Origin of the sequence: Microbacterium sp. (assembly GCF_047607465.1) — a bacterium.
Taxonomy (GTDB): domain Bacteria; phylum Actinomycetota; class Actinomycetes; order Actinomycetales; family Microbacteriaceae; genus Microbacterium.
The window spans coordinates 1-15,272 of sequence record NZ_JASGCY010000069.1 but is presented as its reverse complement, the minus strand read 5'-3'; the positions used below and the strand labels follow the sequence as shown (position 1 = coordinate 15,272).

The 15,272-nt window shown below is 68.1% G+C and carries 18 protein-coding genes and 1 pseudogene; 15 read left to right on the top strand and 4 right to left on the bottom strand.

The annotated features are described in order from the left end of the window. Together rho and prfA are read left to right on the top strand one after the other, a co-directional pair. On the top strand, positions 1-1,405 hold a 1,405-nt coding region (gene rho / locus QM568_RS09950; protein WP_415138347.1), incomplete at its 5' end, for a transcription termination factor Rho. A gap of 11 nt (positions 1,406-1,416) precedes the next feature. Beyond that, positions 1,417-2,496, top strand: a complete 1,080-nt coding sequence (gene prfA, locus QM568_RS09945) for a peptide chain release factor 1 (protein WP_415138345.1) — start codon at positions 1,417-1,419, stop codon at positions 2,494-2,496. A 99-nt stretch (positions 2,497-2,595) separates the two neighbouring features. On the opposite strand, the gene QM568_RS09940 is transcribed toward prfA, so the two are convergent. Both QM568_RS09940 and QM568_RS09935 read right to left on the bottom strand, forming a co-directional pair. Continuing rightward, positions 2,596-3,000 carry a PIN domain nuclease gene (locus tag QM568_RS09940; RefSeq protein ID WP_415138343.1) on the bottom strand — a complete coding sequence of 135 codons (405 nt, stop codon included), beginning with the start codon at positions 2,998-3,000 and terminating at the stop codon, positions 2,596-2,598. 3 nt (positions 3,001-3,003) lie between these two features. After that, positions 3,004-3,216 (bottom strand): ribbon-helix-helix protein, CopG family, encoded by a 213-nt coding sequence (locus QM568_RS09935; protein WP_415138341.1) that lies wholly within the window; start codon positions 3,214-3,216, stop codon positions 3,004-3,006. A gap of 128 nt (positions 3,217-3,344) precedes the next feature. On the opposite strand from QM568_RS09935, the gene QM568_RS09930 reads away from it, so the two are divergent. Beyond that, a complete protein-coding gene (locus QM568_RS09930) occupies positions 3,345-4,115 on the top strand; it encodes a hypothetical protein (protein ID WP_415138339.1) in 771 nt (256 codons plus the stop codon). Positions 4,116-4,144: 29 nt separating this feature from the next. After that, positions 4,145-4,285, top strand: coding sequence for a hypothetical protein (locus QM568_RS09925; RefSeq protein ID WP_415138337.1), 141 nt, complete (start codon positions 4,145-4,147; stop codon positions 4,283-4,285). A 3-nt stretch (positions 4,286-4,288) separates the two neighbouring features. Here QM568_RS09925 and epsC read toward each other — a convergent pair whose 3' ends face one another. Together epsC and cysK are read right to left on the bottom strand one after the other, a co-directional pair. Further along, on the bottom strand, positions 4,289-4,840 hold the full coding sequence (epsC, locus tag QM568_RS09920) for a serine O-acetyltransferase EpsC (protein ID WP_415138335.1): 552 nt from the start codon (positions 4,838-4,840) through the stop codon (positions 4,289-4,291). A gap of 26 nt (positions 4,841-4,866) precedes the next feature. Continuing rightward, on the bottom strand, positions 4,867-5,805 hold the full coding sequence (gene cysK / locus QM568_RS09915; RefSeq protein WP_415138333.1) for a cysteine synthase A: 939 nt from the start codon (positions 5,803-5,805) through the stop codon (positions 4,867-4,869). Positions 5,806-5,905: 100 nt separating this feature from the next. Here cysK and prmC point away from each other — a divergent pair, with 100 nt between their 5' ends. The 11 genes and pseudogenes from prmC to QM568_RS09860 form a co-directional block, all read left to right on the top strand. Then, on the top strand, positions 5,906-6,766 hold the full coding sequence (gene prmC, locus QM568_RS09910) for a peptide chain release factor N(5)-glutamine methyltransferase (protein WP_415138331.1): 861 nt from the start codon (positions 5,906-5,908) through the stop codon (positions 6,764-6,766). 41 nt (positions 6,767-6,807) lie between these two features. After that, positions 6,808-7,587, top strand: a complete 780-nt coding sequence (locus QM568_RS09905; RefSeq protein ID WP_415138329.1) for an L-threonylcarbamoyladenylate synthase — start codon at positions 6,808-6,810, stop codon at positions 7,585-7,587. Next, entirely contained in the window at positions 7,584-8,765 is a 1,182-nt protein-coding gene (locus tag QM568_RS09900) for a glycosyltransferase family 4 protein (protein WP_415138327.1), read from the top strand. The genes QM568_RS09905 and QM568_RS09900 overlap by 4 nt, the downstream gene beginning before the upstream one ends. Beyond that, entirely contained in the window at positions 8,762-9,286 is a 525-nt protein-coding gene (locus QM568_RS09895) for a hypothetical protein (protein ID WP_415138325.1), read from the top strand. The genes QM568_RS09900 and QM568_RS09895 overlap by 4 nt, the downstream gene beginning before the upstream one ends. 129 nt (positions 9,287-9,415) lie before the next feature. Further along, entirely contained in the window at positions 9,416-10,198 is a 783-nt protein-coding gene (gene atpB / locus QM568_RS09890; RefSeq protein ID WP_415138323.1) for a F0F1 ATP synthase subunit A, read from the top strand. Between the two features lie 47 nt (positions 10,199-10,245). Then, positions 10,246-10,482: an ATP synthase F0 subunit C gene (gene atpE / locus QM568_RS09885; protein WP_067350921.1), complete on the top strand. Its 237-nt coding sequence runs from the start codon at positions 10,246-10,248 to the stop codon at positions 10,480-10,482. A gap of 25 nt (positions 10,483-10,507) precedes the next feature. Then, positions 10,508-11,047, top strand: a complete 540-nt coding sequence (locus tag QM568_RS09880) for a F0F1 ATP synthase subunit B (protein ID WP_415138320.1) — start codon at positions 10,508-10,510, stop codon at positions 11,045-11,047. Beyond that, on the top strand, positions 11,047-11,835 hold the full coding sequence (locus tag QM568_RS09875; protein WP_415138318.1) for a F0F1 ATP synthase subunit delta: 789 nt from the start codon (positions 11,047-11,049) through the stop codon (positions 11,833-11,835). The genes QM568_RS09880 and QM568_RS09875 overlap by 1 nt, the downstream gene beginning before the upstream one ends. A 47-nt stretch (positions 11,836-11,882) precedes the next feature. Beyond that, positions 11,883-13,523: a F0F1 ATP synthase subunit alpha gene (atpA, locus tag QM568_RS09870; RefSeq protein ID WP_415138316.1), complete on the top strand. Its 1,641-nt coding sequence runs from the start codon at positions 11,883-11,885 to the stop codon at positions 13,521-13,523. Between the two features lie 19 nt (positions 13,524-13,542). Further along, positions 13,543-14,442, top strand: a complete 900-nt coding sequence (locus QM568_RS09865) for a F0F1 ATP synthase subunit gamma (RefSeq protein ID WP_415138314.1) — start codon at positions 13,543-13,545, stop codon at positions 14,440-14,442. A gap of 22 nt (positions 14,443-14,464) precedes the next feature. Beyond that, positions 14,465-15,272: pseudogene (locus QM568_RS09860) on the top strand (F0F1 ATP synthase subunit beta); the annotation flags it as partial.

Below are 15,272 nucleotides of genomic sequence, written 5' to 3'. Positions count from 1 at the left end.
GGAGCAGGGCGGCCGCGGCCGCAGCCGCAGCCGCAGCCGCAACCGCGGCCGCGGTCAGGGCGGCACCGGTCAGGGCGGCACCGGGCAGGGCGGTAACGGCCAGGGCGGCGCCGCGCAGGGCGAGCAGCCGCAGAACGGCCCGTCCGACGACGATGCATCCGCCAACGGGCGCGGTCGCCAGCGCAACAAGCGCCGCAGCGGCGGTCCCGCCGACGAGTTCGAGACCGAGATCGGCGAGGACGACGTCCTCATCCCGATCGCGGGCATCCTCGACGTGCTCGACAACTACGCCTTCGTGCGCACGACCGGCTACCTCGCCGGTCCCAGTGACGTGTACGTCTCGCTCGGCCAGGTCAAGAAGTACAACCTGCGCAAGGGCGACGCGATCGTCGGGTCGATCAAGCAGCCCCGTGAGGGTGAGCAGCAGGGGCGCCAGAAGTACAACGCCCTCGTCAAGGTCGACTCGGTCAACGGCCTGTCGGTCGACGACGCGGCGAACCGTGTCGAGTTCGGCAAGCTCACCCCGCTCTACCCGCAGGAGCGCCTGCGCCTGGAGACGGCCCCCGAGAAGCTCACCCAGCGCATCATCGACCTCATCGCCCCGATCGGCAAGGGCCAGCGCGGCCTCATCGTCGCCCCGCCGAAGGCCGGCAAGACGATCGTGCTGCAGCAGATCGCCAACGCGATCGCCATCAACAACCCCGAGGTCCACCTCATGGTCGTGCTCGTCGACGAGCGTCCAGAAGAGGTCACCGACATGCAGCGCTCGGTGAAGGGCGAGGTCATCGCCTCGACCTTCGATCGCCCGGCCGAGGATCACACCACGGTCGCAGAGCTCGCGATCGAGCGCGCGAAGCGCCTCGTGGAGCTCGGCCGCGACGTCGTCGTGCTCCTCGACTCGATCACCCGCCTCGGCCGCGCGTACAACATCTCGGCTCCGGCATCCGGTCGGGTGCTCACCGGGGGTGTCGACGCCTCGGCCCTGTACCCGCCCAAGCGCTTCTTCGGCGCCGCCCGCAACATCGAGAACGGCGGTTCGCTCACCATCCTCGCCACGGCTCTCGTCGAAACAGGGTCGAAGATGGACGAGGTCATCTTCGAGGAGTTCAAGGGCACGGGCAACAGCGAGCTGCGCCTGTCGCGCGCCCTCGCCGACAAGCGCATCTTCCCGGCGGTCGACGTGAGCGCTTCGAGCACGCGCCGTGAGGAGATGCTGCTGAGCGCCGACGAGGTCAAGATCACCTGGAAGCTGCGCCGCGCTCTCGCGGGCCTCGACCAGCAGCAGTCCCTCGAGGTCGTGCTGGGCAAGCTCAAGGAGACGAACTCCAACGTCGAGTTCCTCGTGCAGATGCAGAAGTCGATTCCGACGCTGCCCGCTGGCGGTCACGACAACAACATCCGCTGAGCGTCGACGTCGTGTTCGAGTCCGTTCAGTCTCTGATCGACGAGCATCGCCGGGTCCAGGAGGAGCTCTCCGACCCTGCGGTGCACGCCGACGCTGCACGGGCGAAGCGCGTGAACCGGCGCTACGCCGAGCTGTCGCGGATCGTCGCCGCCCACGACGCGTGGGTGGCGGCATCCGACGATCTCGAGGCCGCGCGCGAGCTCGCCCGCGAGGACGAGGCGTTCGCTGACGAGGTCCCGGCCCTCGAGGAGGGCGTGCAGGCCGCGCAGGAGAGGCTGCGGCGTCTGCTCATCCCGCGCGATCCCGACGACGCCCGTGACGTGATCATGGAGATCAAGGCGGGGGAGGGCGGCGCCGAGAGCGCGCTGTTCGCCGCCGACCTGCTGCGCATGTACATCCAGTACGCGGCCTCCAAGGGGTGGAAGACCGAGCTCCTCGAGCGCAACGAGTCCGATCTCGGCGGCTACAAGGACGTCCAGGTCGCGATCAAGGGCGCATCCTCCGACCCCGCGCAGGGGGTATGGGCGCATCTGAAGTACGAGGGCGGTGTGCACCGCGTGCAGCGGGTCCCTGCCACCGAATCGCAGGGGCGCATCCACACCTCCACGACCGGCGTGTTGGTGTTCCCCGAGGTCGACGAGCCCGAGGAGATCCAGATCGACCAGAACGATCTGAAGATCGACGTCTTCCGCTCGTCAGGGCCCGGCGGCCAGTCCGTCAACACGACGGACTCGGCGGTGCGCATCACGCACGTGCCCACAGGCATCGTCGTGTCGATGCAGAACGAGAAGTCGCAGCTGCAGAACCGCGAGGCGGCGATGCGCGTGCTGCGCGCGCGGCTGCTCGCGAGGCAGCAGGAGGAGCTGGATGCTGCAGCCTCCGACGCGCGGCGCTCGCAGATTCGCGGCATGGACCGTTCGGAGCGGATCCGCACCTACAACTTTCCGGAGAACCGGATCGCCGACCACCGCACCGGCTTCAAGGCATACAACCTCGATCAGGTGATGGACGGCGCGCTCGATCCCCTTATCGACAGCGCGATCGCTGCCGATGAGGAGGCGCGCCTCGCCGCCCTCGGCCAGGAGGGCTGACGCCCGGTCGATCCCGCGGTCGGTGACGGGCGCATCTTCGTCCCCGTTCGTAGAATTTGGGCTGTGACTGGTGGGATGCGTCCTCGGGTCCGATGCCGATCAGAGAGCTAGCCGTTCGACCGGCTGTCCGGTGATCTTGGCGATCATCTCGAAGTCCTTGTCCACGTGCAACACGGTGAGTCCCCACTCCTCGGCGATCACTGCGATCAGCAGATCGGCGACAGATGGTGCACGGTGCTGCCCGTGCGTGGCGAGCTCCGCCTGAACGTCCAGAGCGCGTGCCTCGGCACGCGGCGTCAGGATCGCGAGGGGCATGAGGTGCACGGGCGGCCGACGGAGCTTGCTCTCCCAGTCGACACGATTCAGGGCGGAGTATCCGACTTCGAGCAACGTGGGCGTCGCGATCTGTACCAGGCCGCGTTCCACGCGTGAGAACCAGAGCTCCGCGTCGCGAGCGCTGCCCATTCGCGCGAGAGCAGACTTGTCGATCAGCCAGGAGGTCATCTGCTAGTTCCAGGCCGCAGCCATGAACTCCTCGTCGGCAAGCGCCTCGAACTGCGCAAAGTCCTCCCTGCTCAATGCCGTCTCGACCGGTCGGTGAGCGTCGGCGATGATGCGGCGCCTCAGATACTCTGCGCGTGACAGACCCAGCGCAGCCGCCTTCTCGTCGAGGCGGCGCACGTCGGCCGCCGGGACATTGCGGATCAGGATGTCGGTCATCGGGGGACGCTCTTTCTGGGTGATATCGTATCTGACTGAAAAGATATCACGCGGGCTTCGCGTCGACGACTGGACGCGCTGATAGAGTTTCGGCAGGTCCTGATCACCGCCGAGCGAACGAGCGCCGCATGTCCGATCGCGTCTCTCCGTCGCGTCCTGCTCGCCGACGTCGCTGGGACGGCTACCGCCGGATCTCGGCGTGGGCTGGCGTCGTCCAGCTGGTCGCGGTCATCGGGATTCTGCTCGCCGGCGTGCGTCCCTCCGATGAGGATCCCGCTGCCACGTGGACTGTCCTCCTCGCCCTCGCCGTCCCCGCCGTGTTCGCGGGACTTGTCTCGGGAAGCCGGTTCTTCGCGCTCAACGCCGGCTACGCGGAGCACCTCGATGATGTCACTGCGTCGCTCTCGGAGGAGGACAGCGTGCGGGGTGACGGCACGGCGTACTCCTGGATGGGCGACGGGCTCTGGGGCTCGTTGATCGCTGGGATCGCCGGCGGTATCCCGACGACGGCCGCGCTCTGGGTGCTGTTCGCATCGGAGCGTCTCGACGGCGTCACAGACCTCGGCGTCATCCTCGTCGTCGCCCTCGTCGCCCTCGTGCCCTTCTTGCTCCTCTTCGCCCTCGTCGCAGGGATAGCATGGTTTGCGGGATGGGCCTCCGGAGCCGTCCTCTCGATGCTGCTCAGCACCGCGCTCGGCATCGCCGTCGGCGCGTTGCGGCGTCGTGGTAGGGGTGGGATGCTGCCGTGGCTGGTCGTCGCGGCGTTCCTTCCTGCGGTGCTCGTCGCCGTCGCCGTCCCGAACGTCGTCGCCCACCTTCACGATGGCACTCCTGGTGGTGCCTTCGCGGTCTTCCTGATCGCTCTTGGCTTTCCCTCGATGGCAGTGAACTCATCCTGAACGGGCCGCTGCTCTGGGTCACTCGGTTCGTGAGCTGGACAGCCATCGTGCTGGGCGTCGTGATGATCGTGATGGGCACGCCCGCTCTGCTGCATCGTCTGCGGACCCGCCGCACGGGGGAGACCGCCAGGCATGCCGGGGTACCAGCCGAGGAGGATCTCGGCTCCTGAGCCTCAGATCGAGTAGTCGGGAGCGGAGAGCAGGTGCGAGAGGTTCTCGCCCGGTGTCTTCGAGCGGGGCTTGGCCGGGATCCCGGTGAGCACGGAGTGCGCAGGGGCGTCCGTCGTCACCACGGCGTTCGCGCCGATGGCGGTTCCTGCCCCGATCACGACGGGCCCGAGGATCTTGGCGCCGGAGCCGACGACGACGCCGTCCTCGAGCGTCGGATGCCGTTTGCCCGCATCGCGCGTACGGCCCCCGAGAGTGACCCCGTGGTAGAGCATGACGTCGTCTCCGACTTCGGCCGTCTCACCGATCACGACACCCATGCCGTGGTCGATGAAGAAGCGGCGGCCGATCGACGCGCCGGGATGGATCTCGATGCCGGTGAGCCAGCGGCTGAGCTGAGACCCGAGACGGGCGGGGAAGCGCAGGCCGCGCACCCACAACGCATGGCTGACCCGGTGCGCCCAGATCGCATGCAGACCGGGGTAGAGCAGGGCGATCTCCAGGCCGCTGCGCGCGGCGGGGTCGCGAAGACGGGCGGATGCGATGTCCTCTCGCATCCGCCCGATCATGTCGCCGAGGCGCATCAGTCCTCGCGCAGGTCCTCGAACAGGGCGGTGGACAGGTAGCGCTCACCGGTGTCGGGGATGATGACGACGATCTTCTTGCCGGCGTTCTCGGGGCGCGCGGCGACCTGCAGAGCGGCCCAGGCCGCGGCGCCGCTGGAGATGCCGACGAGCAGCCCCTCGTTCGCGGCGAGTGCGCGCGAGGTGGAGAGGGCGTCTTCGAACTCGACCGTGACGACCTCGTCGAACACCTCGGTGTCGAGGATCGGCGGCACGAAGTTCGGGCCGATGCCCTGGATCTTCGCGGGCCCTGGCGTGCCCTGCGACAGCAGCGGGGAGGCGGTCGGCTCGACGGCGACGACGTGCACGCCGGGCTTGCGCTGCTTGAGCACCTGGCCGACGCCCGTGATCGTGCCGCCGGTGCCGATGCCGGCGACGAAGATGTCGACCTCGCCGTCGGTGTCGCGCCAGATCTCTTCGGCGGTGGTCTCGCGGTGGATCTGCGCGTTGGCCTCGTTCGCGAACTGGCGGGCGAGGATCGCACCGGGCGTCTCTGCCTGGATGCGCTCGGCCTCGGCCACCGCGCCCTTCATGCCGAGTGCGGGGTCGGTGAGCACGAGTTCGGCGCCGAACGCCTTGAGCAGCACGCGGCGCTCCTTCGACATCGAGGCGGGCATCGTGAGGATGACCTTGTAGCCGCGGGCGGCGCCGACGAGCGAGAGCGCGATGCCGGTGTTGCCGCTGGTGGCCTCGATGATGGTGCCACCCGGCTGCAGCGTGCCGTCCTTCTCCGCCGCGTTGATGATCGCGATGCCGAGACGGTCCTTGACGCTGGAGCCGGGGTTGAAGTATTCGAGCTTGGCGAAGACGTCGGCGCCGAGGCCTTCGGTCACGCGGTTCAGCCGGACCAGCGGGGTGTTGCCGAACGCGGTCGTGATGTCGGAGTGGATGCCGGGCATGGAGAAGAGCCTTTCCTGGACGGGGTGACTGCGGCCAGCCTAGGGGAGTGCGTCGCCCGTCGCGCATATGTGACCCTGCGTTGCGGCCTACGCTGGAGGGATGCCCGACACCGACCTCGCTTCCCTCGTGCGCTCCGCCGCCCGTCGCCTCGCCGACGCCGGCGTGCCGGATCCCGTCGTCGATGCCGAGCTCCTCGTCGGCCATGTGCTGGGCCGCGGCAGGGGAGAGGTGCAGGCGGCGATGGTCCGCGGCGAGGGGATCGCCGAGACGGATGCCGCCGCCTTCGGCGCGCTCGTCGAGCGGCGCAGCGCCCGCGAGCCGCTGCAGCACCTCACCGGCACCGCCCCGTTCCGCCGTCTCGAGCTCGCCGTGGGGCCAGGGGTGTTCGTGCCGCGCCCGGAGACCGAGACGGTCGTGCAGTTCGCCATCGACGCGCTGTTGGGCGCCGCCGAGCCCGAACCGATCGGCGTCGACCTCGGCACCGGCAGCGGCGCGATCGCACTGGCGATGGCGACGGAGGTGCCGCACGCGCGCGTCTTCGCCGCCGAGCTCTCGCCGGACGCCTTCGCCTGGGCGTCGCGCAACGTCGCCGGCGTGGAGAACCTCGTGCTCGTCAACGCCGACCTCGCCGACGCCTTCCGCGAGCTCGACGGCACGGCATCCGTCGTCATCTCCAACCCGCCGTACGTGCCGGATGCGGCCGTCCCCCGCGATCCCGAGGTGCGCCTGTTCGACCCGGCGCTGGCCCTGTACGGCGGAGAGGACGGCCTTGATGTCGTCCGCGTGCTCAGCGTGCGGGCGCGGGAGCTCCTGCGCCCAGGCGGCCTGCTCGTCATCGAGCACGGCGAGCTGCAGGGCGAGCAGATCCGCGGCATCCTCGCCGCCGACGGATGGCACGCGGCGGCGACGCATCGTGATCTGACCTCGCGCGACCGGGCCACGACGGCCCTGCGGCCGTGAGAGGCGTGCGCACAGGCGTCCGCGACTAGAATCGAGGGGTCATGTCTTCCATCTTCGACTGCGGCGATGAGGCGCAGCTGCTCGCCGGTATGCGCCACGCGCGCCAGGCCATCAGCCGCGGCGAGCTCATCGTGATCCCCACCGACACCGTCTACGGCGTCGCCGCCGACGCCTTCTCGCCCATCGCGGTGCAGAAGCTCCTCGATGCGAAGGGGAGGGGCCGCGATCAGCCGCCGCCCGTCCTCATCGGCGGCGTCGAGACCCTCGTCGCCATCGCCGAGAGCGTGCCGGAGCCCGTGCAGCGCCTCGTCGACGCATTCTGGCCCGGCGGGCTGACGATTGTGCTCCCCGCGCAGCCCTCGCTCGTCTGGGACCTCGGCGAGACCAAGGGCACGGTCGCCGTGCGCATGCCGGACGACCGCATCGCCCTGGAGATGCTCGCCGAGACCGGACCGCTCGCGGTGTCCAGCGCGAACCTCACCGGTCGGCCGACGGCGGTCACGGCCGCCCAGGCGCAGGGGATGCTGGAGGACAGCGTCGCGGTCTACCTCGACGGGGGCCCCGCGGACGAGGGGGTCGCGTCCACGATCATCGATGCGACCTCGCTGTACGCGCGCGACGCCGACGCCGACGCCGATGCGGGCACGGGCGCCGTGCGCATCCTGCGGCAGGGCGCGGTGACGCGGGAGCAGCTCGAGGAGGTCCTCGGCGATCTGCTCGAAGCCGAGACCGAGACTGAGACCGAGGCCGAGCCCGAGACCGAGGCCGAGACCGACACAGAACCCGAGCCCGAGCCCGCGCCGCAGGGCGGGGATACGTGAAGCAGTACCTCTTCACGATCATCCTCACCGCCGCGGTCACCTTCGCGCTGACCGCGGTGGTCTGGCGTCTGAGCCTGCGGTTCAAGCTCTACCCCGGCATCCGCGAGCGCGACGTCCACAAGACACCCACGCCGCGCCTGGGCGGCGTGGCGATCTTCCTGGGGATCGCCGTGGCCTTCGGCGTGTCGGCGCTGAACCCCTTCTTCGCCACGATCTGGATGCGGCCGCAGACGATGTGGTCGCTCCTCGGCGCCGCCCTGCTCATCGCGCTGGTCGGCGTCGTGGACGACCTGTGGGACCTCGACTGGATGATCAAGCTCGGGGCGCAGTTCCTCGCCGCAGGCATCATCACCGTCGGGGGAGCTCTCCAGATCCTGTCGCTGCCGTTCGGCGACATGCTCGTCTTCTCCAGCTGGCTGAGCATCACGATGACGATGTTCGCGATCGTCATCGTCATGAACGCCGTGAACTTCATCGACGGCCTCGACGGCCTCGTCGCCGGCGTCTGCCTCATCGCGAACGGGGTCTTCTTCACTTACTCCTACGTCGTGACGCGCGACACCGGGGCATCGAGCTACTTCAACCTTTCGACCTTCCTCGCCGCCGTGCTCATCGGCGCCTGCCTCGGGTTCCTGCCGATGAACTGGAGCCCGGCGAAGATCTTCATGGGCGACTCAGGGGCCCTCGTGCTCGGACTGCTCATGGCGACGTCGGCGATCTCGCTCACAGGGCAGCTCGACCCCGCAGTGATCGATCCGGAGCGCATCGGCCGCTCCGGCCTCCTCGGTGCCTTCATCCCCATCCTGCTGCCGTTGCTGGTGGTGCTCCTGCCGCTGCTCGACTTCGGCCTCGCGGTGCTGCGGCGCATGAGCGCCGGCAAGTCGCCGTTCTCGCCCGATCGCAAGCACCTGCACCATCGCATGCTCGACCTCGGCCATCGCGATCGCGACGCCGTCCTCATCTTCTACGCGTGGACGACCGTGATCTCCCTCGCCGTGCTGCTCATGTACATCGGCGCCCGCGAGGACTGGTCCGGTCAGTACCTGCCTGGGGTGTGCTTCGGCCTCGTCGGCATCGCCGCGTGCCTGGTGATCACCTTCAATCCCACGAGGCGCCGTCCGCGCCCGAGCGCCACGACCACCACCCCATCCGAAGAAAGCACCGTGAACCCGCGATGAGTCCGAACCCCGTCTCCAGCACCCCGATCCTGCGGCGCACCCTGACCTGGTCGGCGGTGGCCACGGGTGTGCTCGCCGTCATCGCCGGTGTCGTCGGGTTCATCGTCGCTCAGGGATCGGGTCTCGTCAGCGGGCTGCTCGGGGTGCTGATCGCCGCCGTCTTCCTGGCGATCACCGGCATCAGCATCCTCATCGCCAACCGCTGGTACGGCGATCCGCTGTACGTGCAACTGTTCTTCGCGATCGTGCTCGGCGGCTGGCTGCTCAAGCTCGGCGTGTTCTTCCTCATCATGGTGCTGGTGAGCGGGCAGCCGTGGATCCATCCGACGGTGTTCCTGCTGTCGATCGTCGCCGGCGTCCTGATGTCGCTGGTGATCGACGTCGTCGTGCTGATGAAGATGCGCCTTCCCGTCGTGAGCGACGCATCGTTGCCGACGGAGGTGCCGGAGGATCGAGCGCCAGGGGAGGCGCGGGGTGCTTCCGAAGCCGACGCCGCGTCTGAGGAGAACCTCGGATTCTGATAGTGTTGAGATGTGCCCGCCGCTCGTCCGCGAGCGCTTGCGCTGTGAAGCACACCGACCATCGTCGCCCCGGTTCTGACCGGTGCCCCGAAGCTGGAGCCCGCGCTGTTCAATCTTGCTGCGACCCTGATGCCCCGACTTGCCAGTGACGGCGAGTTCCACGGACCGTCAATCGACGAATTCTTCCCCGACGCCGTGTTCCAGATCGGCGACCTGGTCATCCACCGCATCCACCTGATCCAGTTCCTCGCGACGGCGATCGTGGTGCTCGTGCTGTGGCTCGGCACCCGGAAGATGACGGTCGTACCCGGTCGCTTCCAGAGCATCGTCGAGATGGGTCTCGACTTCGTCCGCGTGAACATCGCAGAGGATCTGCTCGGTCGCAAGGACGGCCGTCGGTTCCTGCCGATCCTCACGACGCTGTTCTTCATGATCCTGTTCATGAACATCACGGGCATCATCCCGTTCCTGAACATCGCAGGAACCAGCATCATCGCCGTGCCGCTGCTGCTCGCGATCGTCAGCTACGTGACGTTCATCTACGCGGGCATCAAGAAGAGCCCGAAGAACTTCTTCAAGAACTCGCTGTTCCCCTCGGGGGTTCCGCCGTTCCTGTACATCATCGTCACGCCGCTGGAGATCATCTCGACCTTCATCATCCGTCCGGTGACGCTGACGCTGCGACTGCTGATGAACATGATCGTCGGCCACCTGATGCTGGTGCTGTTCTTCTCGGCGACGCAGTTCTTCGTGTTCACCCTTGGCAGCGGGTGGATCGCCGTCGGCACCGGAACGCTCGCCTTCGGATTCGCCTTCACCCTGTTCGAGGTCCTCGTGGCCTTCCTGCAGGCCTACGTCTTCACCATCCTCACCGCGGTCTACATCCAGCTCGCGGTCGCAGAAGAGCACTGAGCGGGTCGGCAAACACCTGCCTTCCCACCCAACGAAAGGAAAAACCCGTGGACGCAACTACGGTTCTCGCTGACATCTCCGGCAACATCGCGACGGTCGGTTACGGCCTCGCGGCCATCGGCCCGGCGATCGGCGTCGGCATCGTCGTCGGCAAGACGATCGAGGGCGTCGCCCGTCAGCCCGAGCTGGCCGGCCGCCTGCAGGTGCTGATGTGGATCGGTATCGCCTTCACCGAGGCGCTCGCCTTCATCGGCATCGCGACGTACTTCATCTTCACCAACTGACCGTCGACTTCGATAAGGAGACAGGATGCTGAACGCTCTTGTCACGTCCGCAGCGGAAGAGGCGGCGCACAATCCGCTGATCCCCGCGTGGTACGACATCATCTGGTCGGGTCTGTGCTTCGTCATCATCCTGCTCGTGGTGTGGCGCGTCGCGCTGCCGAAGCTGTACGAACTGCTGGATGCGCGCTCCGCTGCGATCGAGGGCAACATCGCCAAGGCCGACGAGGCCCAGAAGCAGGCCGAGGCCGCGCTCGAGGAGTACACCCGTCAGCTGGCAGAGGCGCGCACCGAGGCCGGTGAGATCCGCGAGGCCGCCCGTGAGGACGGCAAGAAGATCGTCGCCGAGGCGAAGGATGCCGCGACCAGCGAGGCCGCGCGCATCACCGCCACCGCGCACACGCAGATCGAGGCCGAGCGGCAGGCCGCTCTCGTCTCGCTGCGCAGCGAGGTCGGCACGCTCGCGCTCGACCTCGCCGGCGGCGTGGTCGGCGAGACGCTCTCCGACGACGCCCGCGCGACCGCGGTCGTCGACCGCTTCCTCGCGGACCTCGAGGCGGCCAAGTAATGGGCAGCGCGACCACTCAGGCACTCGCGGCATCGACTCAGGCCCTTGCCGCGGCTTCGGGCGTCAGCATCGACACCGCGCGGGAGCTGTTCGCCGCCGCGCGCGCCGTGGGCGACTCGTCGCAACTGAGCGGCGCGCTCGCTGATCCGGCTGCCGCTCGCGCGGCACGTCAGAACGTGGTGGCGGCGGTGTTCGGCGGCTTCTCGCCGAGCACGCAGAGCGTGCTCAAGACGGTCGTCGCCGAGCGCTGGTCCTCTGCGGCCGACCTCGTCGACGGCATCGAGGAGCTCGCCATCCGCGCGACGGCGATCGCCGAGCCCGCGTCCGACCTCGAGGGCGAGCTGTTCGGCTTCTCCCGCGTGATCGCCGCGAACCCGGAGCTCGAGCTCGCCCTTGGCAGCCGTCTCGGAGACGAGGACGCCAAGGGCGCCCTCGTCGAGAAGCTGCTCGCGGGCGGTGCGGGGGCAGGCACGACGCTGATCGTGTCGTCGCTGGTGCGCCGGCCGCGCGAGCGCCGCGTGCGTCAGCTGCTGACGCGGGCGACGAACATCGTCTCCAGCCAGCGCGGTCGCGTCGTCGCCACCGTGCACAGCGCGACGCCGCTCAGCGACGCGCAGCGCACCCGCCTCAGCTCGGCCCTGTCGAGCCGGTACGACGGCGAGGTCTCGCTCAACGTCGTCATCGACCCCGCCGTCGTCGGAGGACTGCGCGTGCAGATCGCCGATGACGTCATCGACGGCAGCATCGCAGCCCGACTCGCAGACCTTCGCCAGAAGCTCGCGGGCTAACACGACTTCGCGCGGGGAACCGCGCACCCAGATACAAAGGGAAGACAATGGCAGAACTATCGATCAGCCCCGACGTCATCCGTGACGCGCTGAAGGACTTCGCCGCGGCATACGAGCCCGCCGGGGCCGCGGCGACCGAGGTCGGCACCGTCATCGACGCCGCCGACGGCATCGCCCACGTCGAGGGACTGCCCGGCGTGATGGCGAACGAGCTCGTCACGTTCGCGGACGGCACCAAGGGTCTCGCGCTGAACCTCGACGAGCACGAGATCGGCGTCGTCGTCCTCGGCGACTTCACCGGCATCGAGGCCGGCCAAGAGGTCACCCGCACCGGTGAGGTCCTCTCGGTCCCCGTCGGCGACGGCTACCTCGGCCGCGTGGTCGACCCGCTCGGCAACCCGATCGACGGCCTCGGCGCGATCGCGACCGAGAGCGTCCGCGAGCTCGAGCTCCAGGCCCCCGGCGTCATGCAGCGCAAGAGCGTGCACGAGCCGATGCAGACCGGTATCAAGGCCATCGACGCGATGATCCCCGTCGGGCGCGGTCAGCGTCAGCTCATCATCGGCGACCGTCAGACCGGCAAGACGGCCATCGCGATCGACACGATCATCAACCAGAAGGCCAACTGGGAGTCGGGCGACGTCAACAAGCAGGTCCGCTGCATCTACGTCGCCATCGGTCAGAAGGGCTCGACGATCGCCTCCGTGAAGGGCGCGCTCGAAGAGGCCGGTGCTCTGGAGTACACCACGATCGTGGCGGCTCCGGCATCCGACCCCGCTGGCTTCAAGTACCTCGCCCCCTACACGGGCTCTGCCATCGGCCAGCACTGGATGTACGGCGGCAAGCACGTCCTCATCATCTTCGACGACCTGTCGAAGCAGGCCGAGGCCTACCGTGCCGTTTCCCTGCTGCTGCGCCGCCCGCCGGGCCGCGAGGCCTACCCTGGCGACGTCTTCTACCTGCACTCGCGTCTGCTCGAGCGCTGCGCGAAGCTGTCCGACGAGCTCGGCGCGGGTTCGATGACGGGCCTTCCGATCATCGAGACCAAGGCGAACGACGTCTCGGCGTACATTCCGACCAACGTGATCTCCATCACCGACGGCCAGATCTTCCTCCAGTCCGACCTCTTCAACGCCAACCAGCGTCCGGCGGTCGACGTGGGCATCTCGGTCTCGCGTGTGGGCGGTGACGCTCAGGTGAAGTCGATCAAGAAGGTCTCCGGAACGTTGAAGCTGGAGCTCGCGCAGTACCGCTCGCTCGAGGCGTTCGCGATGTTCGCGTCCGACCTCGACCAGGCCTCGCGCCGTCAGCTCTCGCGCGGTGCGCGTCTGACCGAGCTGCTCAAGCAGCCGCAGTACTCGCCGTACCCCGTCGAGGAGCAGGTCGTCTCGATCTGGGCCGGCACCAACGGCAAGCTCGACTCGATCGAGGTCGAGGACGTGCTGCGCTTCGAGCGCGAGCTCCTTGACTACCTGCGTCGCAACACCAAGGTTCTCGACACGCTGCGTGAGACCAACGTCCTCGATGACGACACGGTCGCAGAGCTCGAGAAGCAGACGGACGCCTTCATCCTGGAGTTCCAGGGCGGCAAGGGCCACGCCATCGGCGCCCCCGGCCACGAGGAGCACGCTGCTGCCGATCCTGAGGACGTCGACCAGGAGAAGATCGTCAAGGGTCGTCGCGCGTAACGCGTGAGGTACTGAACACATGGGCGCTCAACTCAGGGTCTACAAGCAGAAGATCTCCTCTGCCCAGACGACCAAGAAGATCACGAAGGCGATGGAACTCATCGCGGCTTCGCGCATCCAGAAGGCGATGGCACGCGTCAAGGCGTCCAGCCCCTTCGCGCAGGCCGTGACGAGGGCCGTGTCGGCCGTCGCGACGCACTCGAACATCGATCATCCGCTCACCCGCGAGCCCGAGAGCATCCGACGCTCCGCCGTCGTGATCTTCACCTCGGACCGCGGTCTCGCCGGAGCCTTCAACTCGCAGATCCTCCGCGAGGGCCTCGAGGTCGCCGAGCTCCTGCGCGAGCAGGGCAAGGAGCCGGTGTTCTATCTGATCGGCCGCAAGGCCGTGGGCTACTTCCAGTTCCGCGGCCTCGCCGCGGCTGCGGAGTGGACCGGCGACACCGACACCCCCTCCTTCCACACCGCGGAGGAGATCTCGGCCACGCTGCTGGAGGCCTTCACGCGCGGGGGAGAGGCGGGCGGCGTCGACGAGATCCACCTCGTCTTCAACCGCTTCGTCAGCATGATGACGCAGGAGCCGGAGACCGTGCGCCTGCTGCCGCTGGTGATCGCGGAGGCCGACGACTCGGAGGCCGGGAACACCGTGTACCCGCTCTACGAGTTCGAGCCGGATGCCGAGACCGTCCTCGACGCGATCCTGCCGGTGTACGTCCAGAACCGCGTCTTCAACGCCCTCCTGCAGTCGTCCGCCGCCAAGCAGGCCGCGACGCAGAAGGCGATGAAGTCGGCCAGCGACAACGCCGACAAGCTCATCACCGACTACACCCGTCTGCGCAACAATGCGCGTCAGGCGGAGATCACGCAGCAGATCGCGGAGATCGTCGGCGGCGCCGACGCCCTCGCGTCGAGCAAATAAGACCATCAGGAAAGAGACGAAAATGACCCCCACCGCCACGGCTGAGAAGCCCGCGACCGCGGTCGTCGGGCGCGTCGCACGCGTCAACGGTCCGGTTGTCGACATCGAGTTCCCGCACGACTCGATCCCCGACATCTACAACGCGCTGAAGACCACGATCGTCATCGGCGAGGAGTCCACCGAGATCACGCTCGAGGTCGCGCAGCACCTCGGCGATGACCTCGTCCGCGCCATCGCCCTGAAGCCGACGGACGGCATCGTCCGCGGCCAGGAGGTCCGCGACACCGGGGAGGCCATCTCGGTCCCCGTCGGCGACGTGACCAAGGGCAAGGTCTTCAACGTGATCGGCGAGGTCCTCAACGCCGAGCCCGGCGAGACCATCGAGGTCACCGAGCGCTGGCCGATCCACCGCAAGGCCCCGAACTTCGACCAGCTCGAGTCGAAGACCACCATGTTCGAGACCGGCATCAAGTCGATCGACCTCCTCACCCCCTACGTGCAGGGTGGGAAGATCGGCCTGTTCGGCGGCGCCGGTGTCGGCAAGACCGTCCTCATCCAGGAGATGATCCAGCGCGTCGCTCAGGACCACGGCGGTGTGTCGGTGTTCGCCGGTGTCGGCGAGCGCACCCGTGAGGGCAACGACCTCATCCACGAGATGGAGGAGGCGGGCGTCTTCGACAAGACCGCGCTCGTGTTCGGCCAGATGGACGAGCCGCCGGGGACGCGTCTGCGCGTCGCCCTGTCGGCTCTGACGATGGCGGAGTACTTCCGCGACGTGCAGAAGCAGGACGTGCTGCTCTTCATCGACAACATCTTCCGCTTCACGCAGG